The 26591-nt window shown below is 45.6% G+C and carries 27 protein-coding genes and 1 riboswitch; of the genes, 16 read left to right on the top strand and 11 right to left on the bottom strand.

What is annotated here, in order from left to right; all coding sequences use genetic code 11:
• A partial coding sequence (locus ACOJS8_RS04085) for a triose-phosphate isomerase (RefSeq protein ID WP_420147254.1) occupies positions 1-202 on the top strand: 202 nt, incomplete at its 5' end.
• Positions 203-274: 72 nt separating this feature from the next.
• Positions 275-781 (top strand): cupin domain-containing protein, encoded by a 507-nt coding sequence (locus ACOJS8_RS04080; RefSeq protein WP_420147253.1) that lies wholly within the window; start codon positions 275-277, stop codon positions 779-781.
• Here ACOJS8_RS04080 and ACOJS8_RS04075 read toward each other — a convergent pair.
• Genes ACOJS8_RS04075 through ACOJS8_RS04065 form a run of 3 tightly spaced genes read right to left on the bottom strand, consistent with a single transcriptional unit; the run spans position 775 to position 3050 of the window.
• Positions 775-1830, bottom strand: coding sequence for a hypothetical protein (locus ACOJS8_RS04075; RefSeq protein WP_420147252.1), 1056 nt, complete (start codon positions 1828-1830; stop codon positions 775-777). The genes ACOJS8_RS04080 and ACOJS8_RS04075 overlap by 7 nt on opposite strands.
• Complete coding sequence (locus ACOJS8_RS04070; RefSeq protein ID WP_420147251.1) at positions 1811-2434, bottom strand: hypothetical protein; 624 nt, start codon at positions 2432-2434, stop codon at positions 1811-1813. The genes ACOJS8_RS04075 and ACOJS8_RS04070 overlap by 20 nt, the downstream gene beginning before the upstream one ends.
• A 40-nt stretch (positions 2435-2474) precedes the next feature.
• Entirely contained in the window at positions 2475-3050 is a 576-nt protein-coding gene (locus ACOJS8_RS04065) for an RNA polymerase sigma factor (protein ID WP_420147250.1), read from the bottom strand.
• Positions 3051-3396: 346 nt separating this feature from the next.
• On the opposite strand from ACOJS8_RS04065, the gene ACOJS8_RS04060 reads away from it, so the two are divergent.
• Positions 3397-5691 carry an ATP-dependent helicase gene (locus tag ACOJS8_RS04060; protein WP_420147249.1) on the top strand — a complete coding sequence of 765 codons (2295 nt, stop codon included), beginning with the start codon at positions 3397-3399 and terminating at the stop codon, positions 5689-5691.
• Between the two features lie 56 nt (positions 5692-5747).
• Here the strand turns inward: ACOJS8_RS04060 and ACOJS8_RS04055 are convergent, their stop codons facing one another.
• The gene (locus ACOJS8_RS04055) at positions 5748-7418 is read right to left on the bottom strand and encodes a GMC family oxidoreductase (protein ID WP_420147248.1); all 1671 of its coding nucleotides are present in this window, start codon (positions 7416-7418) and stop codon (positions 5748-5750) included.
• Positions 7419-7662: 244 nt separating this feature from the next.
• Between ACOJS8_RS04055 and ACOJS8_RS04050 the strand changes: the two genes are divergently transcribed.
• Positions 7663-8472 (top strand): SMP-30/gluconolactonase/LRE family protein, encoded by an 810-nt coding sequence (locus ACOJS8_RS04050; protein WP_420147247.1) that lies wholly within the window; start codon positions 7663-7665, stop codon positions 8470-8472.
• A 69-nt stretch (positions 8473-8541) separates the two neighbouring features.
• Here ACOJS8_RS04050 and ACOJS8_RS04045 read toward each other — a convergent pair whose 3' ends face one another.
• Positions 8542-9207 carry a phosphatidylserine decarboxylase family protein gene (locus tag ACOJS8_RS04045; protein WP_420147246.1) on the bottom strand — a complete coding sequence of 222 codons (666 nt, stop codon included), beginning with the start codon at positions 9205-9207 and terminating at the stop codon, positions 8542-8544.
• Positions 9208-9319: 112 nt separating this feature from the next.
• Positions 9320-10594: a Glu/Leu/Phe/Val family dehydrogenase gene (locus ACOJS8_RS04040; protein ID WP_420147245.1), complete on the bottom strand. Its 1275-nt coding sequence runs from the start codon at positions 10592-10594 to the stop codon at positions 9320-9322.
• A gap of 332 nt (positions 10595-10926) precedes the next feature.
• Here ACOJS8_RS04040 and ACOJS8_RS04035 point away from each other — a divergent pair, with 332 nt between their 5' ends.
• The 5 genes from ACOJS8_RS04035 (at position 10927) to ACOJS8_RS04015 (ending at position 13651) form a co-directional block, all read left to right on the top strand.
• Positions 10927-11313 carry a TraR/DksA family transcriptional regulator gene (locus ACOJS8_RS04035; protein WP_420147244.1) on the top strand — a complete coding sequence of 129 codons (387 nt, stop codon included), beginning with the start codon at positions 10927-10929 and terminating at the stop codon, positions 11311-11313.
• A gap of 135 nt (positions 11314-11448) precedes the next feature.
• Complete coding sequence (locus ACOJS8_RS04030) at positions 11449-11865, top strand: phage holin family protein (RefSeq protein ID WP_420147243.1); 417 nt, start codon at positions 11449-11451, stop codon at positions 11863-11865.
• A gap of 88 nt (positions 11866-11953) precedes the next feature.
• Positions 11954-12481, top strand: a complete 528-nt coding sequence (locus ACOJS8_RS04025; protein ID WP_420147242.1) for a hypothetical protein — start codon at positions 11954-11956, stop codon at positions 12479-12481.
• Positions 12405-13214: a geranylgeranylglyceryl/heptaprenylglyceryl phosphate synthase gene (locus ACOJS8_RS04020; protein WP_420147241.1), complete on the top strand. Its 810-nt coding sequence runs from the start codon at positions 12405-12407 to the stop codon at positions 13212-13214. The genes ACOJS8_RS04025 and ACOJS8_RS04020 overlap by 77 nt, the downstream gene beginning before the upstream one ends.
• A 2-nt stretch (positions 13215-13216) precedes the next feature.
• Positions 13217-13651 carry an energy transducer TonB gene (locus ACOJS8_RS04015; RefSeq protein WP_420147240.1) on the top strand — a complete coding sequence of 145 codons (435 nt, stop codon included), beginning with the start codon at positions 13217-13219 and terminating at the stop codon, positions 13649-13651.
• A gap of 85 nt (positions 13652-13736) precedes the next feature.
• Here the strand turns inward: ACOJS8_RS04015 and ACOJS8_RS04010 are convergent, their stop codons facing one another.
• The 3 genes from ACOJS8_RS04010 to ACOJS8_RS04000 all read right to left on the bottom strand — a co-directional run bounded on the left by ACOJS8_RS04010 (position 13737) and on the right by ACOJS8_RS04000 (position 16554).
• Entirely contained in the window at positions 13737-14663 is a 927-nt protein-coding gene (locus tag ACOJS8_RS04010; protein ID WP_420147239.1) for a helix-turn-helix domain-containing protein, read from the bottom strand.
• Between the two features lie 174 nt (positions 14664-14837).
• Positions 14838-16007, bottom strand: a complete 1170-nt coding sequence (locus ACOJS8_RS04005) for an acyl-CoA dehydrogenase (protein WP_420147238.1) — start codon at positions 16005-16007, stop codon at positions 14838-14840.
• Positions 16008-16101: 94 nt separating this feature from the next.
• Complete coding sequence (locus tag ACOJS8_RS04000; RefSeq protein ID WP_420147255.1) at positions 16102-16554, bottom strand: MaoC family dehydratase; 453 nt, start codon at positions 16552-16554, stop codon at positions 16102-16104.
• 30 nt (positions 16555-16584) lie between these two features.
• Here ACOJS8_RS04000 and ACOJS8_RS03995 point away from each other — a divergent pair, with 30 nt between their 5' ends.
• Complete coding sequence (locus tag ACOJS8_RS03995; RefSeq protein WP_420147237.1) at positions 16585-17388, top strand: alpha/beta hydrolase; 804 nt, start codon at positions 16585-16587, stop codon at positions 17386-17388.
• A gap of 19 nt (positions 17389-17407) precedes the next feature.
• Here ACOJS8_RS03995 and ACOJS8_RS03990 read toward each other — a convergent pair whose 3' ends face one another.
• Entirely contained in the window at positions 17408-18079 is a 672-nt protein-coding gene (locus ACOJS8_RS03990) for a TVP38/TMEM64 family protein (protein WP_420147236.1), read from the bottom strand.
• Positions 18080-18209: 130 nt separating this feature from the next.
• Here ACOJS8_RS03990 and ACOJS8_RS03985 point away from each other — a divergent pair, with 130 nt between their 5' ends.
• Positions 18210-19349, top strand: coding sequence for a cystathionine gamma-synthase (locus tag ACOJS8_RS03985; RefSeq protein WP_420147235.1), 1140 nt, complete (start codon positions 18210-18212; stop codon positions 19347-19349).
• 98 nt (positions 19350-19447) lie between these two features.
• Here the strand turns inward: ACOJS8_RS03985 and ACOJS8_RS03980 are convergent, their stop codons facing one another.
• Entirely contained in the window at positions 19448-21844 is a 2397-nt protein-coding gene (locus tag ACOJS8_RS03980; protein WP_420147234.1) for a TonB-dependent receptor, read from the bottom strand.
• A 59-nt stretch (positions 21845-21903) separates the two neighbouring features.
• Positions 21904-21998, bottom strand: a riboswitch (TPP riboswitch).
• A 79-nt stretch (positions 21999-22077) separates the two neighbouring features.
• On the opposite strand from ACOJS8_RS03980, the gene ACOJS8_RS03975 reads away from it, so the two are divergent.
• The 5 genes from ACOJS8_RS03975 to serS all read left to right on the top strand — a co-directional run bounded on the left by ACOJS8_RS03975 (position 22078) and on the right by serS (position 26411).
• Positions 22078-22320 carry a DUF4926 domain-containing protein gene (locus ACOJS8_RS03975; protein ID WP_420147233.1) on the top strand — a complete coding sequence of 81 codons (243 nt, stop codon included), beginning with the start codon at positions 22078-22080 and terminating at the stop codon, positions 22318-22320.
• A gap of 67 nt (positions 22321-22387) precedes the next feature.
• Positions 22388-23083 (top strand): tetratricopeptide repeat protein, encoded by a 696-nt coding sequence (locus tag ACOJS8_RS03970; protein ID WP_420147232.1) that lies wholly within the window; start codon positions 22388-22390, stop codon positions 23081-23083.
• Positions 23084-23172: 89 nt separating this feature from the next.
• Entirely contained in the window at positions 23173-23676 is a 504-nt protein-coding gene (gene ribH / locus ACOJS8_RS03965; RefSeq protein ID WP_420147231.1) for a 6,7-dimethyl-8-ribityllumazine synthase, read from the top strand.
• A gap of 51 nt (positions 23677-23727) precedes the next feature.
• Positions 23728-25059, top strand: a complete 1332-nt coding sequence (locus ACOJS8_RS03960) for an aspartate kinase (protein WP_420147230.1) — start codon at positions 23728-23730, stop codon at positions 25057-25059.
• A gap of 80 nt (positions 25060-25139) precedes the next feature.
• A complete protein-coding gene (gene serS / locus ACOJS8_RS03955; protein ID WP_420147229.1) occupies positions 25140-26411 on the top strand; it encodes a serine--tRNA ligase in 1272 nt (423 codons plus the stop codon).
• Positions 26412-26591 lie beyond the last annotated feature (180 nt).

Genomic DNA, 26591 nt, shown 5'->3' with positions numbered 1-26591 from the left:
TATGCATTTTGAGCTACGGCAGCACATCGCCGGTCAGTATGGCGATTCTATTGCGCAGGACATTACCATTCTATACGGTGGCAGCGCCAATGCGCAGAATGCGGCAGAACTCTTTTCCCAACCGGACGTGGATGGAGGTTTAATCGGTGGTGCTTCGCTCAAGTCACGCGATTTTCTGACTGTCGTAAAAGCTGCTCAATAATGATAAATGATTGAGTTGTTGACCGCTTGATCCCGTTTAGAATAGCCGTTCAGCAACTCAATCATTAAAACTATGACTGCTTCCTACTACGTTAAAGCTTTTACCATGCAACCCCATCCTGAAGGGGGCTATTTTGCGGAAACGTATCGTTCCAGCGAGCAAATACCTCATTCCGCATTACCTCAGCGCTTTGGTGGAGATCGGGCGTTCAGTACAGCGATCTACTTTCTTCTGGAAAGCCACCATATTTCGGCGCTGCATCGTATTCAGGCGGATGAAGTCTGGCATTTTTACGCAGGAGGTCCACTGGATATATTCGTAATCTATCCGGCTGGCGAATTAACCATTATTCAATTGGGTAGTAATCCAGAGCAGGGCGAAGTTTTTCAGGCCGTTGTGCCAGCAGGGTGCTGGTTTGGTTCAAAACCAGCCGTCGGAACCGATTTCTCGCTGGTGGGCTGTACAGTTGCCCCTGGTTTCGATTTTGCCGATTTTGAAATGGCTGACCGGTCAAGATTATTAGCTCAATTTCCACAGCATACGGAGGTAATTGAGATGCTATCTGCACCAGATTATTGAAAATTCACATTTCCAAACTTTGCTACAACCCTCACTTTCGTACCTGAACCATTCCCAACTTTACCAACGTATTGTTTGGTTAGTTTCGGGCCACGGCGATTATCGTCACTAGGTTGGCTTTTAAAATGCATTTCTGAGCCAGAGCCATAATTAAAATTACCGTAGCTGACCGTTACATCGAAATCACAATCGTTCGTATGACTCAGGGGTATGGCCACCGAGGAATAAGACGCCTGTATATCCACGTTGTCGACTGATTTAGGCAATTGATCGATTCGGAAACCACCCGAAAAATCGAGTTTAATCTTTCCAGACTCCCGTAACGTACCAATCTTAGCACCCGAATAATTGATGTCAGCATCCAGCTTGCCAACGTCGCCAATGGTCATCTTACCAAACTTGTTAATCAGCGTTAGTACGTTCGCTTTCGATAATTCAAGATTTCCGTAAGCCACTTCCAGCTTACCATGGTCCATACTGCCAATGTTCGCTTTTCCATAAGCTACGTCGATATCGCACTGACGACCTGTCAGATCTTCGGCGCTAAAATTACCGTAGCGATTATGCACCGTAAGGGGCGCCTGAAAAGCTGGAATACTCGTGTTGCCAAACCTGTTACGTACCGTTAGGGCATTTTGTCTTGGCATCATTACGTCATAGTTGATTTTGACGTAGTTCCGCTCTCCACCTTCTTTCCATTTACCGAGACTCCAGTTGGAGAGATTGTTCTGACTGAAATTCGTCTTTACCAGAATCTGGTCGCCAGTGCGTTTTTCCTCAATAGTAACGGCGTCCAGGTATTTTTGCACACGCTCGTCAGAGTCTGAATTAGCCAGGACTGTTATCTGGATGCGGATTTCTTTTTTATCCCACAAGCCTACATTTACCTGGCCAAACTGATTGTCAACCACCAGATTATCTTTACTATCTACGTCGAATAATTTGATAATCGTCTTTTTCTTCTCGATTGCGCCTAAGCCAATCGGATCCCCTGCCCTGGTAAACAGTGGGCACAGGCAAAGCAATACGCTATACAGGAGAACTTTCATGAGTTTGTTGTTTAATGCGCTGAATAACGCGCAGCTGTTCATTAAGCAGGTTTATCTGCAATTGCAGATTCTGAATCATTGCCTGAATCAACACTTCCTGATTCGGGTTTTGGGGCAAATCCGCCTTCAGCGACCTGTAGGAATTCTCGAGTCGGTCCAGGTCGGTAGCAAATTCCTTGTAGAGATCCGGATTCCCTTCAGTCATTTGCTTTAATTCAGTACGTTTAGCCTCAATTAGCCGGGTGTACTGTACCACTTCCTTTGCATAGGTTGGGCTGGCGGCCATTATTTCTGGCTGACGCGTAACCCCGTATTCCCTATTCATGTATAAAAAACCGCCGAGCAACAGAAACACAGCGATGGAAGCCGCTACCCGCCAGTCCAGATTAGGCCAGCCGATCTGACGTCCACCCATCTGCGAATTATTTCTGTGGATCTGCTGAAATGGCATTTTTCGATCGGGTAACTGACTTGTTATATCAGTCTTATCCAGGCCAGGCCCTTGCAGACCTGCTTCTATTTTTTCCCAGAGTTTTGCCGATGGTTCCTTATCGTCAAAATCCTCCCGGTTATCCCGTACGAAACGTTCAATATTATTCTTCATAGCTAATGAGCGAAAGAGCGTATAATAGAACCATGCACAGTTAATTTAGTAGTTCTAGTAATCGTTTTTTACCGCGTAAATATTGTGTCCTTGATGTTGTTTCGCTGATATTTAATACGTTCCCGATTTCTTCATGGTCGTACCCCTCAAATAAATACAGAGATAATACAACCCGGTAGCCTTCTGGCAGTAACTGCATTGCTCGTCGAACCCGCTCAACTTCTAACTGGACTCCGGCTTCGTCGTAAGGCTCCGCATCGGCAAAATCGGGGCCATCGTCTTCGCCAAATCGGTGGGATTCCATATCGACCAGTTCTAACCGCCGGGCCCTCAGATGATTAATAGATCGGTTCACCACAATTTGTTTCAACCAGGCTCCAAACGTGCTCTGGCCACGGAACGAGTTGATATGCGTAAAAGCATCAATAAATGCTTCCTGCAACACATCCTCCGCTTCAGCCTCATGGTTCACAATCCGCAGACAAACGTTATACATCGCCTTAACGTACTGCTGATACAAATCATACTGCGCCCGTCGCTCACCTTGTTGGCAGCGCTTGACCAATTCAGCATGGCGATCCGGGTACGGTGATCCGACGTTTCGATTTGGTTCCAACAGATTCAGACTCAGTAGTGTTTAGGTTGTTAATCGATAGAAAGATGCAGGAAAAACCAGAATGTTGCACAATAATTTAGAAAAAGTACGCGTTTGATGCCGGGCCATTGCTTACTCTCTGTTTCTCTGCACTTTAGATGCAAAATTAATGTTATGTCGTTCTGTTCTCGTAATTAGTCGCTGCAACTAACGATGGCACATTTTATACGTTACTAACGTCAATTAGGAGTCGTTTTTACAGAACTTCTTTTTTCGGGTTTCGCTGAATCACTTGGCTAGCTTCTTCCCTAGTCTAAGCAAATTATTTCGTAGTTTTGATTGTTATAGAAGGATAGAGACGAGCTGAATGGTTGATTATATTTCTGGATTAAATGACCCCCAGCGGCAGGCCGTTATGCATGGTAACGGACCGTTGATGATTATAGCCGGCGCTGGTTCGGGTAAGACCCGCGTTCTAACGTATCGAATTGCTTATTTGATTGAAAATGGCGTTGACCCATTTCGAATCCTGGCGCTGACTTTTACCAACAAAGCGGCCGGAGAGATGCGCCACCGTATCGAGAAAGTGGTAGGCACCGAAGCCCGTAATATCTGGATGGGTACGTTTCACTCCGTATTTGCCAAGATTCTACGTATCGAAGCTAAAGCCATCGGCTACACAAGCAATTTCTCGATCTACGATACAGACGATTCGAAGTCGCTGCTACGTAGTATCATCAAAGAAATGGGACTGGACGATAAAGTGTATCGTGTCAACAGTGTTTTCGGCCGGATTTCGGGCGCGAAAAACCGACTGATTGGACCAGAGGATTACATAAACAACTCGGTGATTCAGGCAGACGACGAATCGGCCCGAATGCCCCACATCGGCCGGATTTACAAACAGTACTCGTTACGTTGCTTTCAGGCTAACGCAATGGATTTTGACGATCTGCTGTTTAATACGAACGTATTGTTTCGCGATCACCTCGATATTCTTAATAAATACCAGCATAAGTTTCAGCACGTAATGGTCGATGAGTTTCAGGATACCAACGTATCACAGTACCTAATTACGCGCAAACTGGCGGCCGTTCATCAGAACATCTGCGTTGTGGGCGATGATGCTCAGAGTATTTATGCGTTCCGGGGTGCCAACATCGAAAACATCCTGAACTTTCAGCGCGATTACGGTAAAGAAAACGTCAAAATCGTAAAGCTGGAGCAAAACTACCGCTCCACCAAAACCATCGTTGAAGCGGCTAATTCCATAATTGCCCGGAATAAGAACCAACTGGAAAAACATGTCTTTACAGACAATGAAGCCGGGCCGCTGATCGACGTTATTAAAGCGTCATCGGACAACGAAGAAGGCCGTTTGGTGGCTTCAGCAATTTTTGAGACGAAAATGAATGAGTCGCTGACCAACAACGACTTTGCGATTCTGTACCGTACGAATGCGCAATCGCGGGCGTTTGAAGAAGCGCTGCGGAAAGTCAGCATCAAGTACCGGATCATTGGCGGCCTGTCTTTCTATCAGCGAAAGGAAATTAAAGATCTGATTGCTTACCTGCGCTTTACGGTCAATCAGCAGGATGAAGAGGCTTTCAAGCGGATCATTAACCTTCCCAAACGCGGTATTGGCGACACAACCGTTGCGAAAATCAGCGTGATTGCCGCTGAAAAAGAGGATTCCATTTGGGAAATTGTCTCCGAAATAAATAAGCACGTAGCAGGCCGATCCGCTATCGCTATCGAAGGCTTTGCCGACTTAATCAAGAGTTTTAAACTTCTTCTTGATCAGAAAGACGCCTATGAAGTAGCGTCGCATATTGCCAAGACATCCGGTTTATTGAAGGAATTGTACGACGATAAGACTGTTGAAGGGTTGGCTCGCTATGAGAACGTACAGGAATTGCTGAACGCCATCAAAGAGTTTGTCGATAATCCTGACAATGAGGACAAAAGCCTTGGCGCTTTTCTGCAATCGGTGTCGTTGCTTACCACTGCCGATGAAAAAGAAGATGATGGCGATAACGACAAAGTGACGTTGATGACCATCCACGCGGCTAAAGGTCTGGAGTTTAAAAACGTGCATATCGTTGGGCTGGAAGAGGATCTGTTTCCAAGCCAGATGATGCTGGAAAGCCGCAACGATCTGGAGGAAGAACGGAGGCTTTTTTACGTAGCAATTACCCGCGCCGAAAGGCGTCTGACGGTATCGTACGCAGAAACCCGCTATCACTACGGTCGTTTGAAAATGTGTGAGCCCAGCCGTTTTCTGATGGAAATGGACCAGCGGTATCTAAAGGTTTCTAAACTACGTTCGGCACCCAGCCGGTCGGATTTTGATCGGCCTGAGCGTGACCGTAGCGAAAGTGCTTCAACGGGTTCAATGGCTTTCGTGCGGTCGCTGGCCCAGAAAACCGCCCGCTCACAGGCTACGCAACCTAATGTTACGCATACGCCCTCTGCCGATTTTGCGCCAACCAGTACGGCTGATCTGGCGGCTGGCCAGCGCGTTGAGCACGCTAAGTTTGGCTTTGGTACTGTAAAGCAGGTTGATGTTAACGGAACGGAACGGAAAGCAACCATTCAGTTTGAGCAGGTAGGCGAGAAAGTATTGTTATTAAGTTTCGCGAAACTTCGGATAGTCGCCTAAAATCGAATACCTCCTAAATATTCTGAAGGTGACGTTATCCACTTATGAGCCAAGCTCTAGAGGTTGTTTAGAATTAGATCAGCTGCTTTTTCGGCAATCATTATAACGGGAGCGTTAGTATTTCCTGACACAATCGAAGGCATAATTGAGGCATCGACGACGCGTAAGCCGTCGATGCCTTTTACACGTAATGAATCGTCGACAACCGCCATTTCATCTGTATCAGGCCCCATCCGACACGTACCTACTGGATGATACACCGTTTCGACTCTATTGACAATGTGCTGCCACAGGGCTTCATCGGAACTATACCTTAAGGGCATATTAATACCCATACTGTAGGGACTGAAGGCATCCGCCTGACTTACGTCTATTGCCTTACGCAATCCGCTGATCAATACGTATCGATCAGCTTCTTCAGCAAAATAATTAGGCTGAATCACTGGTGCATCGAGCGGATTGTCAGAACGTAACGTAATGTTGCCACGGCTTTCAGGTTTCAGAAGAGTCGGTAAAATCGTGTAGCCGTCAGTATATGGATACGTAGCAAGCTTATAAATGTCTGTTCGATCGTCGTTGCCAAAGTGCGCGGGAACAAAATGAAACTGCATATCAACCCGGTCTGACTGGATATGACGCGCTGATGGATGATCTAACGTTGTTTTGCTTAACAGGTAATCTGTTTTCAGAAAAGCTACGGCTTCAAGTGGACCGAGGGTAAGTGGACCTGTTTTATGAATGAGATATTGCAGTAGCCCTTTCAACTGGTTTAGTGGCTTAAGGTGAAAATTAGCCGAGCTGCCCCGTTGTGAGCTTAAGCTGCTTATACCCGTAAACACGTGATCCTGCAAGTTTTGGCCAACACCCGGCAATTCTTTTTTAACGGTAATACCCACAGAACGTAGCGTATCTGCCGGACCAATACCTGACAGCATCAATAATTGTGGCGACTGAAAAGCTCCTGCTGAAAGAATCACCTCTTTTCGAGCAGTAACGCGCTGAACTCTATTTTTACCCGCAATAAACTCAATTCCAACCGCACGATCATATTGAAACAGAATCTGCGCCGTATGCGCGTAGGTGATCACTTTCAGATTAGAGCGCTTTAATACGGGCTTCAGGAAAGCGGACGCTGCACTATGCCGACGCCCATTTTTCATTGTAAACTGACAAAGGCTCACTCCCTCCTGATTCGCTCCGTTATAATCGTCGGTATACAAAATGCCTACTTGTTGACAAGCCTCCACAAATGCTCCAGCTAATGGCGTTTGAAAACGAGTCGCGTATGTTACGTTCAGTGGACCAGTCTTTCCATGATAACGGTGATCGAGTTGATCGTACTGTTCATGGTGTTCAGAGCGGATGAAATAGGGCAATACGTCCTGATAGCTCCAACCTTTATTACCCAACGCTGCCCAATCGTCGTAATCAAGTGCATTCCCACGAACATAGGCCATGGCGTTCGTTGACGAACAACCGCCAAGCGTTTTGCCCCTTGGCTGATACATTCGTCGGCCATTCAATGCCGTTTGCGGTTCCGTCCAGAAGCCCCAATCAACTGACGAGCCGTGTAATTTGGTATACGCAGCGGGAATGTGGATTTCCATTTTCGTATCCGGGCCACCCGCTTCCACTAGTAGTACGGATCTATCCGGATCAGTAGTAAGACGATTGGCAAGTACACAACCTGCCGACCCCGCTCCAACAATAATATAATCGAAGATCATAACTAGGTCAAGCTAAACCTAAACAATATAACTTATCCATTAAATAATTTAAACTTATCAATACGGAATATTTCCCTGAATAATAGTATTGAAATTCTTTATCAATTGTCGTCTAAATTTTACAAACAAAACCGAACAGCTTCGATTTATAATGAAGAAGAGTAAGGCTTTATTTAGACTACTTCGTGTGCAGATAAGAGAGTAAGACTATTTTGGTTGAACAGCAGCTCAACGGCTTTTCGTTATGGATAATATACGTGTACTAGCAACGGGACTACGCTTTCCTGAAGGTCCGGAATTTGATGCCCATGGTAATTTATGGTGTGTAGAGCAGGAAGGTGAGGGTTTATTTTGTCTGCAAACCAATGGTACAACAAAGCGAGTTCATACAAGTGGGCGCCCCAATGGCCTGATTTGTCATCATGGCTATCTTTGGTTCTGCGACTCAGGCTATAACGCTATTCGCCGAATGAGCCTTAAGACAGAAACCGTCGAAACGGTTGTCAGCCGCATAAATGGGCAGCCACTCAATATGCCAAATGATTTACTGTTTGACGATGAGGGTAATTTATTGATCACCTGCCCAGGTCCTCCCGATGATGGTCAACAAGGATACGTAGCTGTCTACTCAGTCAACGGGTCTATCGAAGTAGTTGCCGATGGCTTGTCCTATCCAAATGGCTTGGCCCTGCTTCCAGACCGGCGAACATTATTAATTGCCGAAACCCACCAGCAGCGTATATGGAGCGGCTACTGGGATACAAAAAGTCTAAGCTGGGAGACCATTCGTGTCTGGACGACGGTTATTGATAATCCAGATGACGGCGCCGTACCTGGCCCCGATGGGATGGCTGTTGGACCTGACGGTAATGTTTACGTAGCTGTTTTTGGTGCAGGTATCGTCCGCGTATTCTCCGGCGAGGGCCAATTTATCCGGGACATAAGACTTCCGGGCCAAAATCCGTCAAACTGCACTTTCGACCGATCCGATAAGTCTCGATTAGTTGTTACGGAAACTGAGAAAGGCCAATTACTGGATATCTCATTAAATTGATGTGAGGCTTCGAACGTAGTGATTGTCTTGGTTGACTCATGACCAACCAGAATGCCATCGGGCTTTTATCTAGCCTTTCAATTCAGCCAGAACCGTAACTCCTCCTTTGGTAACATCACCAATCTTTACATTTATTTCGGCATCGAGAGGTAAAAATACGTCTACACGAGAGCCAAATTTTATAAACCCAAATTCTTCTCCCTGCTTAACGGGCTGGCCTTCTTTTACGTACCAGATGATACGTCTGGCTACTGCACCAGCGATCTGACGGAACAACACTTCGACGCCATTTGCCGTCTGAACAACCACTGTTGTCCGCTCATTTTCAGTACTCGATTTCGGATGCCAGGCTACCAAGTATTTTCCAGGGAAATACTTGAAGTACCGCACAATACCGGATACAGGGTTACGATTGACGTGCACGTTTAACGGCGACATAAAAATCGAGACCTGCCGACGACGATCCTGAAAATATTCGTTTTCGGTTGTTTCTTCAATCACCACAACTTTGCCGTCGGCAGGTGCAACCACCCGTAAGTCGCCGGTAGTCAGCAGTCGGTTCGGAACGCGAAAAAACTGAACGATCAGTATAAAGAGAATCAGGCTGACTACAGCCAGCAGCGTAATAGCCGTTGGGCTGTCGGAGAACAAATAAAAATACGCAAGCAAATTCAGCGCCAGTAATACCAGCCCTGTGGTAATCATTATGGTTGTCCCTTCGCGGTGTAAGCGCATAAGTTAAGTACTATTTATAATTGCTGATCTATGATTTGCAAGAGGCAAATTTAGCTTATAATGGCCGTAGACTGTCTATACAATCATAAATCAGCAATTATAAATACTTAAATCAATACCCTCCCCGGAATTTATACGTACTGGAAACTTTATCAATAGCAACAATATAGGCTGCCAGACGTAATGGGACCTGGTATCGTTGTGATGTCTCAAATACACGGTCGAAAGCATCCTTCATAGCCCGGTCGGCCCGACGATTGATTCGGTCGAGCGTCCATTTGTAACCAATCCGGTTCTGAACCCATTCGAAATAAGAGACAGTAACCCCGCCAGCATTTGCCAGGATATCAGGCACAACCAGGATACCTTTACTATTAATGATTTCGTCGGCGCTGGCGGAAGTTGGTCCGTTAGCACCCTCAACAATCATCTTGGCTTGAATCGAAGCGGCATTATCATCCGTTATTACGTCTTCTTTGGCGGCAGGCACTAACACATCTACCGGTAACGCGAGTAATTCTTCATTGGAGATACTTTCTGCACCTGTAAACCCTTCCAGCGTTCCTTTGTTTGCATTACGGTAGTTTACAGCCGCTGTAATATCAATGCCACTTTTATTATAATAACCGCCCGAAATATCACTGATAGCCACTACCGTAACACCTCGCTCATGAAGCAGCTCAGCGGCAAACGAGCCAACATTACCAAATCCCTGAACGGCGGCCGTAGCACGATAAGGATTCATCCGTAGTTTATCCATAGCTGCCAGAGCAGCCACTGTAACACCCCGGCCCGTTGCTTCAGTACGTCCCAGCGAACCACCTAACACGAGCGGTTTTCCTGTTACAACGCCATTAACGGTCATTCCTTTCGATTTGGAATATTCATCCACAATCCAGGCCATTTCGCGCGGGCCAGTTCCCATATCAGGAGCGGGAATGTCACGATCAGGGCCGATTACATCAAGCATAGCAACGGTATATTGCCGAATAAGCCGCTCAATTTCGCCCGCTGACATTTCGCGCGGATTGCAGGCTATGCCCCCCTTTGCCCCTCCATATGGAATATCAACAACAGCACATTTCCAGGTCATCCAGGCAGCTAATGCCCGAACTTCATCCAGATTTACGGCTGGATCAAGCCGAATACCCCCTTTTGCCGGGCCCAGAATATTGGAGTGAATAACACGATACCCTTCGAAAACCTTGATAGCACCATTGTCCATCGTAACAGGCAGGCCAACGATCACTTGTCGAGCGGGTACTTTCAGGATGTCATACATTTCATCCGAGATGCCCACCAGTTTAGCTGCGGCATCGAAACGTGACATCATTGACTCTAGCGGATTCTCTTTATCTTTTATCGGAGCTGGTTCAATATATCCCATGATTTTACTTTAACTTCTTTATTAAACAAATATCTGTCGTGAAGTGTGTTGCAAACTTAATAAATCAAGTACATTATAATGAAAAGTACATTTTTTCTAAGATTAATATAAAAAATGTTAACCATATAATTGTTAAGTTAATTAGACTTTAACCAAACAGTCCTGCCAGATATCGCTTCCATTCAGAAGAATAATTCGGAAAACTCATTAGTAACAGCTTAATAAGTTTTTATAAAAAACTACTCATATTTAAGTAAACTTTTGAAATACTAGTTATAAATCATTATTTTTGTGGCCAAAATAAAGTACCCCATCCAACGCACGTACTTATCATGGTTCAGGAAGAGAAAAAGCGTTATTCGGAAGAAGATTTAAAGGAGTTCGAGGAGCTGATCGGTCAAAAGCTCGACGCCACTCGCAGCGAGCTGAACTACATCAAGGAGACGCTTAGCAAACGTAATGACAGCGGCACTGATAATACGTCGGGGAACTCTAAACTCCTTGAAGATGGTGCCGATACCAGCGAACGCGAAAACCTAAGTCAGCTAGCTGCCCGTCTACAGAAGTTTATCCAGCAGCTAGATGCAGCGATGGTACGTATCAAAAACGGTACTTATGGTGTTTGTAAAGACACAGGCAAGCTGATTCCTAAGGAGCGTTTACGAGCGGTACCTCACACACAGCAGACAATTGAAGCCAAACTACGCCAGTCGAGATAGGCATCAACGATTACTAAACAAAACAGCTTCACTACGTTATGCAGTGAAGCTGTTTTGTTTTTTGCCTATTTTTTTAAAACAAATCAGAATCCTATTTTGTAGATAACGCAGAGTATATGCAAATCATCTACGATCATGCTAGAACGTCTGGAAGAAATTCGTGAGAATATATTCCGTTACTTAGAGGCCCGTATTGAATTATTCACACTGGAGCTCCGTGGGAAACTGGAAGAGGGGGTCGTTGTCGGAATTCACGGTATTGTACTGGCTTTATTAGGTACAATGACAACCCTATTCCTGTTTATCCTGCTAGCTGCTTATCTAAACGAATTATTAGAAAGCAGATATTTAGGATTTTTAATTGTAGCAGGTTTTTTCCTTATTCTGAGTTTATTATGGGTGGGCGCAAAAGATTTCTTTAAATCCAAAATAAGAGTTGTAGCCTATAATGCCATTAAGAAGAGTCAGGAGAAAAAAGTAGAAGAAAAATCCGAGGCTGTTGAAGAGTTAATGGCTCAAACCCGTTCTTCAATGAGCAATGCTCAGCAATAGGCCACTAAAACCTATCATTTGCGTTTGATAAACAGCGACTTAGTTTAGTCTATCAAATTTATCTAAATACGAATTCGGAATTAACAAAATGGAAGATCCTAAAGTACCATTCGCTGACACAACGGCCCGCCGGGCTCAATTAATGGCCGCAACAGAGCGCTTTAAAACCTCAATTACTGACGGTGTTGACTCCATAAAAGAAGATGCAACTGAAATCGGAAAAACCACAGTATTTGTGGCGGGTGCCGCTTTAGCCGTATATTTGGTTGTTAATGCCATTCTGCCCAAGTCCGATGAGTACCGGTACGCTGAGAAATACGGAGAGCCGGACGCGCTGGATGAGGAATATGACGACGACGACGATGCCGATGACCAAGACGTCGCTCGTCCGTCAAATCATAAGGCCGTAAAGCAGCAGGCTAAACAAATAAAGAGCTCGGCTGCTACAAGTGGGTTAATTAGCGGTATAGTAACATCTGTTCTAACCAATATTGCCCGCGAGCAGCTAACCGGATTTTTAGCCCGCATCCGTTCGAATAATGCCATCAATCCAACTGCCGACCCAACTGAATACCACAACCAGGCCCCCACAGAGCCTGTTGACTACGCTTCATAGTTATAGACTCTCGGGTCGTAAAGCATTTGCTGTTTTGCTCGATCCTGATAAGATCGGGCAAAACGCGCTTTCTGACCTGTTAATCAGTACAGCTGATTCTCCGGTTGATTTTTTCCTGGTGGGTGGCAGCCTGGTGAGTGACTACGTTCATAAAGAGGTGATTGCTGCTATTCGTCGTCGTAGTCATACGCCTATCATTTTATTTCCCGGTAATCCTACGCATATTGAGCCGTCAGCCGATGCAATTCTGTTTCTTTCGCTTATTTCAGGCCGCAATCCCGAGTTTTTAATTGGACAACATGTTATTGCAGCGCCACTTCTGAAAAAAAGTGGTTTAGAAGTTCTGCCTACGGGGTATATGCTGGTCGACAGCGGTACGCAAACAACCGTTTCTTATATCAGCGGAACGATGCCTTTACCACACGACAAGCCAAGCGTAGCAGCATGTACGGCAATGGCTGGCGAAATGTTGGGCCTAAAACTGATGTATCTGGACGCAGGCAGCGGAGCGCGCTGGCCTGTATCATCCGCCATGATTGCTGCCGTACGCGCTGCTGTTGATCTACCTGTTATTGTTGGCGGGGGAATCAATTCAGGTGAGAAAGCTTATGAAGCGCTCAAAGCCGGAGCTGATATGATCGTCGTTGGAAATGGAATTGAAAAAAATCCAGACTTACTGCCCGAATTGTCAACAGTTGTCCGTGATTTTAATCAATCAGTAGTTCAAGCCTAATCATGAAGAAAATCACTATTCTACTTACCGTAGTTATAGCTTGTTTTACCGTATTTTTTTGCTTTAATGCAACGGCTCAATCACAGGGCCAGAAGATTTACACTGTAGCAGAGAAACAGCCCGAATTCCCAGGTGGCAGCAGGGCGCTGAGTATTTATTTGGCCGAAAATATACAAGTACCCAGCTCGCTGGTTCGGCAGGGCCCTAACATTGGTTCCGTATCAGCGAAGTTTATCGTTGATGAAAATGGCTACGTCCATGACCCTCGCGTGGTAACTAAGCCGCTTGACAAAAAAATGGAGAAAGGCATGCATAGATACATGGTTTCCATCATTGCAGCTGTTGAGAAAATGCCCCGTTGGCGGCCTGGCGAAGTTGATGGTCGTCCTGTATCTGTATTTTATACGCTCCCCATCGAGGTTCATATGCCTTATTAGCAGGAGGAAGTCAGTAAAGAAAAAGGGAGAAAGGAAATGCAGTTGCAAATTCTTTCTCCCTTTTTCTTTACGGATCTCTCCTCTTTTATACATTCATCAGTGACTCACGACGGCGCATTTTACCAGCTGGAATTCCAAACATCATTTTAAATCGACGGCAAAAGTAAGCTGTGTCTTTATAACCTACCTCTGATCCAATAGCGCGGATGCTCTTTTTGCTTGTACGTAGCAAACCTACCGCTGCTTCCATTCGCTGGTACTCAATATAATCCTGCGGGTTAATGCCTGTCAGCATTTTAAAATACTGCCCCACATAATCTTCTGATACGTTCGCTACGTTAGCTAAAACTTTGTTGGATAGATCGCCACCCAGATTCTCTTTGATATAAGCGAAGATGTCGATCAGTCGCGGATCTTTAAAGTACGTGCTGTTCGTTACCAACTGCTCAACAAAGAGGTGATTTTTCAGTATATAACGAACGACTTCAATAACGATCTCTTCTGTTTTGATTTTGATGATTCGGCCTTTCCCGGCTAAATCCGTCATGTCTTCAGCTAGAATCTGATCAATTGTTGTCGCTAAATGCTCTTCCCGCTTGATGATAAAAGGCGGTACATCTAACGAATTGAAAAAATTGACGGAATCAAATACTTTAGCCTCGAACGATACGTAGCCAAAGGAATTAGGAAGATGCCCGATAAGCTTAGGATCATGGTTACCTTCCCAGTACGATTCACGGTGCGTCATGAATTCTTCGTTCGAGACGGTTTTTGGATTCGTTGGATCTCCGTACGTGACAGTAACGTGCTTTCCACCCGGAATGAACAGCATGTCACCTACATCCACTTTGATTTTTTCGTCACCAATGGATACCTCACCGTTATACAAAATCAGCAAGGTGTTCTCAACATCATAAAAATTTTTGATGGTGATCGGCTGCAAAATCCGAATATTACGGGCCTTGATGAATTTCACGCCCAGCGATTCGATTATTTTATTGTAATCTTCCATAGCTGAAAGGAGGTATCTCTAAAATCTGTGCCTACATGCAAAGTTGCACAAAACTAATAATTTGTACAAAACTAATAAAAGTATAAAAGTTTCCAAACAATAAAAAAAATAGTGCGTATCTAGTTTGAATACGCACTATCTCTTTCAAAAAATTCTATTTTGCCAAGAAAATTCTTAGCGGACCAGCTCTCGGGCAATAACTAATTTTTGGATTTCCGAAGTACCCTCATAAATCTGAGTAATTTTCGCATCACGCATCAAACGCTCCACGTGGAATTCTTTAACATAGCCATAGCCGCCGTGAATCTGAACGGCTTCAGTTGTAGCCCACATAGCCACTTCTGATGCGAACAATTTAGCCATTGCAGCCGCCTGTACGTAGTCTCTGTGCTCGTCTTTAAGCCGGGCAGCTTTGTAGACCAACAAACGAGCCGCTTCTATCTTTGTCGCCATTTCGGCCAGTTTAAACTGAATAGCCTGATGATCAAAGATCTGCTTACCAAAGGCTTTGCGTTCCTGGCTATACTTCAGTGCCAGTTCATAGGCACCGGCCGCAATTCCCAGCGCCTGCGCAGCAATACCGATACGTCCTCCGTTCAAGGTAGACATGGCAAATTTAAACCCGAAACCATCCTCACCGATTCTGTTTTCTTTAGGCACTTTTACGTCCGTAAACAGCAGTGAATGCGTATCAGAGGCACGAATCCCCATTTTGTCTTCTTTCTTACCAACTACGAATCCGGGCGCACCTTTCTCAACAATCAGACAGTTGATACCCCGGTGCTTTTTTTCTCGATCCGTTTGCGCAACGACCAAACAAACACTTGATGAGTTACCATTCGTAATCCAGTTTTTAGTACCGTTAAGTAAATAGTAATCACCTTTATCGTCGGCAGTCGTCGTTTGCGACGTAGCGTCCGAACCCGCTTCCGGCTCCGAAAGGCAAAATGCCCCGATAATCTGTCCGGAAGCCAGCTTCGTTAAATACTTCTGCTTCTGCTCTTCGGTTCCGTACGCTTCCAGACCATAACAGACCAGCGAATTATTTACCGACATAACAACAGAGGCAGAAGCATCTACCTTGGAAATTTCTTCCATAGCCAATACGTAGGAAACAGCATCCATGCCCCCGCCACCGTATTCTGGCGACACCATCATACCCAGAAAACCAAGCTCACCCATCCGTTTGATTTGCTCAGCCGGAAACCGAGCTTCATTATCGCGCTCGATAATACCGGGTAATAACTCGTTCTGCGCAAAATCCCGGGCTGCTTCTTTAACCGCAAGATGTTCTTCTGATAGATTAAAATTCAATCCCTGTAACTCCGTCGCTGACGTTGACATAAAGTTTTGTTTTAGACTTAGCCATAAGGCTGGTAAAAATAAGAAAGTAACAGTATGCATGCATACTATAAACCTCGAAAGCGTATAATCCCTTTCAGAAAAGTAACGTAATCAACTCAGCGATGCAGGCTGGTTTTGGTTCGCCTTCTACTTCGAAGATACATTCTACGGTGCATCGAGTGCTGGTCCCCTGTGGTTCGGCCTGCAATAACGTAGCACGCATTCGTAATCGGCTACCCACGGGTACGGCATTCATAAATCGAATTTTGTTGGCGCCATAATTAATTCCCATTTTCATTGACTCGATACGGTACAATTCGGCCATCAGCCGTGGAGCGAGTGAAAGCGTTAAGAAGCCATGCGCAATGGTCGTTCCATAGAGCGACTCCCGGGCCGCCCGCTCCGGATTCGTGTGAATCCATTGATGGTCGCCTGTCGCCAGCGCGAAGCGATCAACCATTTCCTGCGTGATTACTACGTAGTCGGTTACGCCAAGCGATTGACCGGCATGAGCAGAAAATTCAGTCAGATTTGCGAAGGTTAGCATCATTGTTCGGGTTTATGCAACTTTGTCTATATGGCCGCGCCTAATGCTCAAAAATATCTGTTTGAAGGCAGTCAGATAACCTACCAAAAGTTTGGATATGGTGCGGCTGTACTATTGGCATTTCATGGATTTGGACAGAATAGCCAGGTTTATCTGCCTATAGAAAAGCACCTGGGAAGCCGGTTTACCGTGTTTGCGATCGATTTATTTTTTCATGGCGATAGTCACTACGCTGCCGGTCAGCTAATGTCGAAACCAGACTGGCATCGACTGATAAAGTCTTTCTTGCAGGAACAACGTATCGAGCGGTTTTCGGTAATAGGCTTTAGTCTCGGTGGTCGATTCGCTTTAGCTACGGTTGAAGGATTTGCGGATAAACTTGATCAGCTGATATTAATTGCTCCGGATGGTATTACACCTAGTAACTGGTATCAGCTAGCAACTGGGTCAGCCCTAGGACGTAGCGTTTTTCGGTACGGATTACGTCATCTGGCTTTATTAAACGGACTCGGACATGCGCTGACACGTATTGGCTTGCTAAACCGAACAATTATGCGCTTCGTTGAGATTTCGCTTAGCACTGTGGAACAACGTAATCGGGTTTATCTAAGCTGGACCCAGTTCCGGCCTATCTGGCCTAACTTAAACGTCGTTAGTAAGAACCTGACTACAAATCCAATTAACGTTTATTTTTTTACAGGAGCCTTTGACCGCCTTGTGCCCGGAACGTATCTGTTACCTCTAACAAAAAAGCTCAATAACTACCAGCTAACGATTCTAAAAACAGGCCACAACCGGCTCATCGAATTAACAGCCGAACGAATGGGCAAGTGATCGAATTTTTGGAAAGCTATTATTTTAGTGATTTGCGAATAATATGCCAAAGGCCGGCAATCGAAACAATAACCAGTCCGATAACGATAATTTGCGTCCAGGTGCTTTGATTTGGGTTTTCCAGCAATGTTCTAATTTCCCGCGCTTCACGACCCGACCAGATGGCCAATAGGGTTCGGGGCGTCATGCCTAAAAACCCACCCAGTAATATATTTCGCAGTTTAGCCCCCGACAGTGCGAACACCAGATTAGTAAGTCCAAACGGTAAAACCGGCGAAAGCTTTGCATAAAAAATAACCGTTAATTCGTTGTTCAGGATTCGATCCAGCACTGACTGCGCTTTAGGATTTCGACGAATAAAGGCCAAAAATCGATCAGGATCTAACCGGCGAACCACCAGGTTGATGAATAAAATACCGCCGAAGTTGATAACAAAAAGTGGCAACACAGCCTGCCAACCCAAGAAATAACCAAAGATCAAGGCAAGCATAGTGGGCGGGGTCAACCCGGCCGATGTTAATGCACAGACCAACGTAATGACAACCCATTGCCACACCGGAAAAGTAGCGATAATTGACTCATAAACAATGGCATAATACGTCAACAGGGACGTAAACACAATTGGCGTTACGGAAAGGACTATACCGGCAATGGCTGGCCCGGTAATTGATTTAGGAATAGGGGTTTTCACATCTTACCAAACGGGTAAATAACGATTGTGGTTTTGGATAGCTCAAATATTGCCCTTTCCGCGCCGGAACGTAGTGTATCGCTTCGGCTTGGAACCACGAAAATAATCCTTACATTCCTTACTTTTGATCATGAAATTCGGAACGAAAGCCATCCATGCCGGTATTGAGCCGGACCCAACCACGGGCGCCATTATGACGCCTATTTATCAGACGTCGACCTACGTACAGGAATCGCCAGGAAAGCACAAGGGATACGAATATGCCCGTACCCAGAACCCTACGCGGACCGTACTACAAAACAATCTTGCCGCTCTTGAGAATGGAAAACATGGAATCTGCTACTCATCGGGTTTAGGCGCTACGGACGCCATTCTGAAACTTTTCAGACCCGGCGACGAAATTATTGCCAGTAACGATCTCTACGGCGGTACGTATCGGATCATGGTGCGTGTGTTTCAGGAATTCGGTCTCAACTTCAAATTTGTTGATCTATCGAACCCGGCCAATCTGGAAACGGCTATTACGTCCGCTACGAAAATGGTCTGGATTGAGACACCAACCAATCCATTACTACGTCTGGTTGATATTAAGGCTATTGCTAGCATTACAAAGGAACGTAACATTCAGCTTGTGGTCGATAATACGTTTGCATCGCCTTATTTACAGAACCCGCTTGATTTGGGCGCTGATATTGTGATGCATTCGGTTACGAAGTACCTGGGAGGCCATTCCGACACCGTAATGGGCGCCATCGTTTTAAATGATGACGAAATCGCTCAACGACTCGCTTTTATTCAGAATGCCTGCGGTGCGGTACCCGGTCCACAAGATTGTTTTCTGGTGCTACGTGGTATCAAAACGCTACATATCCGAATGCAGCGCCACTGCGAGAATGCGCTAAAAGTGGCTCAATACCTGCAACAACATCCTAAAGTGGGCCAGGTGTATTATCCGGGGCTGGAATCGCATCCGGGTCATGAGTTGGCAAAGAAGCAGATGCGCGGCTTTGGCGGTATGGTATCCTTTGAACTGAAAGGCGATTCGATGCCCGACGCGGTACGGGTTATGGAAAGCTTTAAGGTATTTTCTTTAGGCGAATCGCTGGGGGGCGTCGAATCACTTTGCACGCATCCGGCCAGCATGACTCACGCCAGCATTCCGAAAGAAGAACGACAACGTAACGGCCTGAAAGACACGCTAATTCGTCTCAGCGTCGGGATTGAGGACGTAGATGACTTGATTCAGGATCTGGAACAAGCGATTGGCTAATCAGTGCCAGGATTTTAAAAGATTAAGAGGGTTTAAATAATTCGGTTCTAACTATAAAGCTCTCTTTATCTTTTAAAACCCTGATTCAGCTATCTGATTTAAAATCTCACTCTTACCCCTGCCAAGAAATTCCGTCCGGCTTGCGGATAATATCCGTTTTCGGCAATTACTTTCCCTTCCGAAACATAGGCATACGTATAGCCATTCGATTCGTATAATTCGTTCAGTACGTTGTTGAACAATAACGTAAAGGCAATTTCCTGCGCGAATTTTGGTTTTATACTGTAAATCAGTCGGATATCATTTGTAAAGTACGCGTTCAGCTTACGGCTTTCGTTCGACGTATTGTCCAGATACTGCTGACCAACGTATTTTGAAAGCAGGCCTAATTCTAACCCTTTGACCGGCGTGTACAGCAACTGCGAACCTGCAATCACGTTCGGCGAGAATGAAATATCCGTTTCACGATATTGATTGGCTTGCTGCGTCCCATCGTCGAAATTGTCTAGATACTCTGTAAAATTCTGCACTCGGTTGCGGCTAAACGTAGCGTTTGTGTTCCAGCGTAGTGTTTGCGCCAGCCGAGCCCCCAGCTCCAGTTCGATACCGGCCCGATAACTTTTCGCTACGTTAACCCGGTTGGCCGCACCCACGTCATTCAGTTGGCCCGACAGCACAAGCTGATTCCGGTAATTCATGTAGTAGGCATTAGCCGTAAACGCCAGCTTCTCTGTCTGGATTTTATACCCCGCTTCGTAGTCAACTAATTTCTCCGATTTGGGTCGACTTTCGGGCGATGACTGTGTATAGTCGTCACGATTTGGCTCGCGCTGTCCTACCCCAACGGATGCATAAACCGTACTCCGATCATTAATTGAATACGTCAGACCGGCTTTTGGGTTGAAAAACGTTAGCTGAGCCTCTTGCTGAACATTTTGCAGTTGACTATTGAAACCCAGAAATGAGTAATCGATTCGACGTATTTGCGCATCGGCAAACGCCGTCAGATTGGGCGTAAATTGATAGAAAACTTTCGCATACAGGTTCGCGTCTTTCTTGGTAGCGTAATCATTATAATAGCGATCCCGGATGTTCGTATTTCCGGCAATACGTGCCCAGATAATCTCTCCATAGTGTTCGCCATCGTACTGGTTCCAGCCACCACCGATGTTGGCCGTTAGCTTACTGAAGCTATTATAATCCAGCGAAAAAACGGTTCCGTAAAAATCATTATCCAGCCACCGCCGTCGAATAATATCGGTCCGGCTAATGATCGAATCACCGACCACTACGTTCGGTAAATTATAATTGCTGAATCTGTCGTTGGGTCGGTACTGTTCGTAATAGCCGCGTCCTTTAGTATAAAATCCTGATACGTTCAGGCGCCAGTTCCGGCTCAGTTCGTGCGACGTAATAAGCTGATAGTTATCCTGTTGATAATTATCGGTTTCGTTGTCGTAGGTATAAACATTATAGGTCCGGTTTGTTTTAAGCAGATTTTCCGGTACGCCACCCCACGACTGATACGTTTGTTCCTGACCGGAAAATACATTGAGCCGAAAAAAGCTTTTTTTCGTATAGTAACCTCCCGATACGTAAAACGACCGCAAATCCGAGAAAGCCCGATCTACGTATCCATCTGAATGAATTTTTGAGAGCCGGGCATCCAGCACAAAATGATTGTTGAGCAAGCCTGTACCAGCCAGTACGTTCACTTTTCGTGTACCAAATGAACCAGCTGATATGTTAGCTTCGGCATATGGTTTTTCTTCCAGTTTGTTGGTCTGAATATTGACCGATGCACCAAATGCACCCGCTCCATTAGTCGACGTACCGACACCCCGCTGAATCTGAACTGTGCTCACCGACGATGCAAAATCAGGCATATTGACAAAGAATGTACCCTGCGATTCGGCATCATTATACGGAATTCCATTGAGCGTTACGTTCACCCGCGTCGCGTCCGACCCCCGGATGCGTATTCCTGTGTAGCCGACTCCCGCCCCGGCATCGGACGTAGTTACAATCGATGGGGTAAAATTGAGCAGTTGCGGGATGTCTTGGCCCAGATTTAGTTTATCCAAATCCCGGCGCGTTACGTCGGTATAGGCAATAGCTGATTTCTGATTCGCGCGTGTTGCACTCACAATAACTTCATCGACTGCCACAGCCGCTTTCTGAAGCATAAATGCTACGTTCGTATTTTGAGTCAGGTTGAGCGTTTGCGTTTGCGGAGAAAAGCCCAGCAAGGAAACACGCAACGATACGGTTCCAGCCTTTACGTTTGTCAGTTGAAAATTACCTTTCGGATCTGTAAAGGTTCCTTTGTACGTGCCTTCGATGACAATGGCGGCACCGGGTAACGTAGCGCCGTCGGCCTCGCTAACCGTTCCGGAAATAGTAATTTGCGCCCAGGCAGGCAGAGCGGATAGCCACAATAAAGCTATCAGATAAAGAAGATAGACGGAATGCCGCCCAGTCGCCGGTTTTTTCATGATGAAAAAGCGTGACGATAGGCAAAGGGGCCAAACCTACCTTTGGTTAAATAATAAATATGATAAGAATTCCAGTTCCCTTCGTAGCATTACCTGCGCAGGTTCAATGGGTATAATCTCAGCCCGTTGTTTTTGGGCACCCCTTGTTAAGATTAGCACGGCAAAGTTAATCTATATTTAACAAAACAAGACATCACTTAGGTCGTTTCTTTTGTGAACTAGTATTGTTACGCATGAACGAATTTGATTTAGTTGTTCTCCAGCAGGATATGCCCGACCGTAAGCTAAAGGCAGGCGATGTTGGCACAATCTTAACGGTATACGGTGACGGAAAGGCTTTTGAGGTCGAATTTGTAACATTGACAGGCGAATCTATAGCCATCGAGACACTTCTTGCGCATCAAGTTCGCTCAGTCCGCTCTTCCGAAATCATGTCTGTACGCGATACATTCTTACAGGAAGCTGATGATTCGTAAACTTTTGACGCTTACGCTTTTCCGTGATTGTAAATATTCCTAATTTTGCAGTCCAAATTGCAAAAGCATGAGTAAGAAGAACACCGGAATGGAGTTTTTGGAAGACCCCGACGCGCTGTCCGGTCAGTTGGAGCGGGCTGAAGATTTTTTCGAGCAGAACCGAAACATTGTTTTTGGGGTGCTGGGTGCTATCGTTTTGCTAGTAGCCGGTTTCGTGGGCTACCGTTATTACGTTAGTAGTCAGGACGAAACTGCACAGGTAGAACTGTTTCCTTCTGTGTATCAGGTGGAAGCCGATTCGCTGAAAAAAGCGCTGAATGGTGATGGTAAAACTCCTGGCCTTCTGTCTGTTGCTGATAACTATGGATCAACACCTGCGGGCAACTTAGCAGAATTTTATGCCGGAGTTGCTCTTCTCAAGCAAGGTAAATACGACGAAGCAATTGAACGTTTGAAGAGTTTTAGCTCATCGGACTTACTTGTCCAGGCACGTGCTTACGTCCTTATCGGCGATGCCTATATGGAAAAGAAGAGCTTTGATGAAGCGGCTGAATATTATCAAAAAGCGGCCGATTATAAACCTAACAAGTATTTTACGCCCGGCTATCTGCTAAAATTGGCCATTGCTCAGGAGCAGGCTAAGCAGAATGACAAGGCTATTGAAACCTATAATAGCATTATCGAAAAATACGCTCAATCCGCTGAAGCTGTCAATGCCAAGAAGTATAAATCCGTGCTCGAAGCCATGGTCGGTGAGTCGTAAGCGTATTTGAAGCAATACTTTAAAGGACAAAACCGACCACGTTTTGTCCTTTTTTATTATCCGAATTTCACAAAATCTGGTTCACAAACATGGCCTCTGCCGAAAAAAATCTCAGTGTCTTTTCAACCGACGAATTACCCGACATTAGCCATCGACGATTTGCCATTCTGGTTTCAGAGTGGAATAGCGAAGTCACAGAAGCCTTGTTTACGGGTGCTTATCAAACGCTGCTTCAGCATGGAGCGAAGCCTGAACTAATCATTCGTGGTAACGTACCAGGAAGTTATGAATTAAGCCTTGGAGCCCAGTGGTTCGCCCAACGCGATGATATTGATGCTGTCATTGCACTCGGCTGTGTGATTCAGGGGGAAACGAAGCATAACGATTACATTAATCATGCCGTTGCTCAGGGGTTGACAAATGTTTCGCTTAAAACAGGGAAACCTGTCATTTTCGGCGTTCTGACGCCTAATGACCAGCAACAGGCACTGGACCGGGCAGGTGGTAAACACGGCAATAAGGGAGACGAAGCCGCTATTACTGCCATCAAAATGATTGGATTACAACAACAGGTTTATAGTTTTCAATTTTAATAATTGATTGGCGGGTCGAAGCGCATTCAATTATTCGACAATTCAACTTTTATGCACGTCTGGAAATTTGGCGGTACGTCGGTCGGAAAACCCGAGCGTATGCAATCTATTCGCAACCTGATTACGGAAGACGATACCCGCAAAATCGTCGTTCTGTCGGCGCTGTCCGGCTCAACCAATGCGCTATTGGCCATTGGCGAATCGCTTAAGGCAAACAATGATGCCGACGCAAACGCCAAAATCGATGCACTTAAAGCGCATTATGATACGTTCATTGACGAACTCTATAAAACGTCAGAAGGTAAAGCGGCCGGTCAGGCGATTCTCGATAGCGAATTCTCGTTTATTCGGTCGCTGACGAGTATTAAGCCGTTTACGCTCAAGCAGGAAAAGGAACTGGTTGCCGAAGGTGAATTACTGAGTACACAAATTTTCCAGGCGTACCTGGTCGAAGAAGGCATTACGTCCGTATTGCTGCCAGCGCTGGAATTTATGCGAATCGATGCGGATAATGAACCGGAAATCCAGTACACCGAACAAAAACTGGCGGAGATGTTGCCGCAGCACGACGATAAGCAAATTATTGTTACACAAGGCTTTATTTGCCGAAACCCGCGTGGTGAAGTCGACAATCTGAAGCGAGGTGGTTCCGATTATACTGCTTCTCTGATTGGAGGGGCAATTCGGGCTGAAGAAATTCAGATCTGGACCGACATTGACGGTATGCACAACAACGACCCACGTATCGTGAAAAATACATTCCCGGTTCGTGAGCTAACGTTCGACGAAGCCGCTGAATTAGCCTACTTCGGAGCGAAAATTCTGCACCCGTCAACCATTACGCCTGCCCGGATGTTTGGCGTTCCGGTCCGTCTGAAAAATACAATGGAGCCCAGCGCACCCGGTACGCTCATTGCAGATCGAACTTCAAGTGAGGTTTTTAAAGCTATTGCCGCAAAAGACGGAATAACAGCGCTTTACATTCACTCGACCCGTATGCTAAATGCTTACGGTTTTCTGCGCCGTATTTTCGAGATCTTCGAGAAGTACAAAACACCAGTCGATATGATTGCTACGTCAGAAGTGTCGGTTTCCGTTACGATCGACAATACTGAGCGTGTTCAGGAAATCACCGATGAGCTTAATACATTCTGTACGTTGGAAGAACCCGACTGCGACCAAACAATTATCTGTATTGTTGGCAATTTTAGTGCCGACAATGAAGGAGTAGCTCTTCGTGTCTTCAATGCAATGAAAAATATTCCGATTCGGATGGTTTCATATGGCGGTACTGAAAGCAATTTATCGCTGCTGGTTCACGGCAAGTATAAGGCCGATGCCTTGAATGCTTTAAATGATGGCTTGTTTTTAGCAAACCATTAACCAATATGTTGAATTTACAAACCACGTATCATTCAACATAATTACTTGAAGTCGATTAATTTATTTGCTAACGAAATCCAATGCTTCAACTACCCTTCATTCGTGAGAATAAAGAAACGGCTTTATCTGGCCTTCGTAAAAGGCACTTTCCGGATGCAGAAGCCGTACTGGATCAAGTTTTAACCATTGATCAGCAGCGACGCGATACGCAACGCGATCTTGATGATGTATTGGCGCAGTCTAATGCCAAAGCAGGTCAGATTGGTGCCTTAATGAAAGCAGGCGATAAAAGTGCTGCCGAAGCGGCCAAAGCAGAAACGGCCGAGCTAAAAGCGCGATCAAAGGAGCTGGCCGATACGTTACGTCAACTGGAAGCCGATTTACAGGCGGTTCTTGTAACCATTCCCAATATTCCCCACAGCAGCGTGCCAGAAGGACGTAGCGCTGAGGATAACGAGGTTGTACTAGAGCATGGCGACAAACCTACTCTTTATGAAGGTGCTCAACCGCACTGGGAGTTAATCAGGAAATACGACATCATTGATTTTGAACTGGGTGTAAAGATTTCAGGAGCCGGATTCCCGGTGTACAAAGGGAAGGGGGCCCGAATTCAACGGGCAATGATCAATTTTTTCCTTGATGAAGCGTTGAAAGCAGGCTACACAGAAGTACAGCCGCCCATCGTTGTTAACGAAGATTCGGGATTCGGAACAGGGCAATTGCCTGATAAAGAAGGCCAGATGTACTACGTTACAGAAGATAAACTGTACCTGATCCCAACCGCTGAAGTACCGATCACCAATATATATCGCGATGTAATTCTGCCCGAGAATCAACTTCCGATAAAGAACGTAGGCTATACGCCCTGTTTCCGGCGCGAAGCGGGTTCTTGGGGAGCCCATGTTCGAGGTCTAAATCGCTTGCACCAGTTTGATAAAGTCGAAATTGTTCGGATTGAAAAACCTGAAAATTCGTACGTAGCATTGGAAGAAATGAGCCAGCATGTGCAGAGCCTACTCCAAAAACTGGAGTTGCCTTATCGTGTATTACGTCTATCGGGCGGAGACATGGGCTTCACCTCAGCTTTAACGTATGATATGGAAGTGTGGTCAGCAGCACAGCAACGCTGGTTAGAGGTAAGTTCTGTCTCGAACTTTGAAACATATCAGGCCAACCGACTCAAATTACGATCTAAGCTGGAGGGCAAAATGCAACTGTTGCACACACTAAATGGCTCAGCACTAGCGCTACCACGTATTCTGGCGTCAATTCTGGAAAACAATCAGGCACAGGAAGGCATTCGAATTCCGAAGGTTTTAGTCCCCTACTGCGGTTTCGATCTAATTAATTAGTTTGAAGATCGGCTAAAAATGAAACGCACCAGGGTAACCCTGGTGCGTTTCATTTTTAATTCCTTTAGTCTGTTTCGGGAACTTGATGATTAACAATCACAGGAATAATTACCATAACCCGGAAAACGGGGCGATAAGATTCCTGAAATACTGACAACGCGATTCAGAGAAATTACGTCG

Source organism: Spirosoma sp., from assembly GCF_048594605.1.
Lineage (GTDB): Bacteria > Bacteroidota > Bacteroidia > Cytophagales > Spirosomataceae > Spirosoma.
Note: the sequence above shows the minus strand (reverse complement) of the source record. Positions and strands in the feature narration are given on the sequence as shown.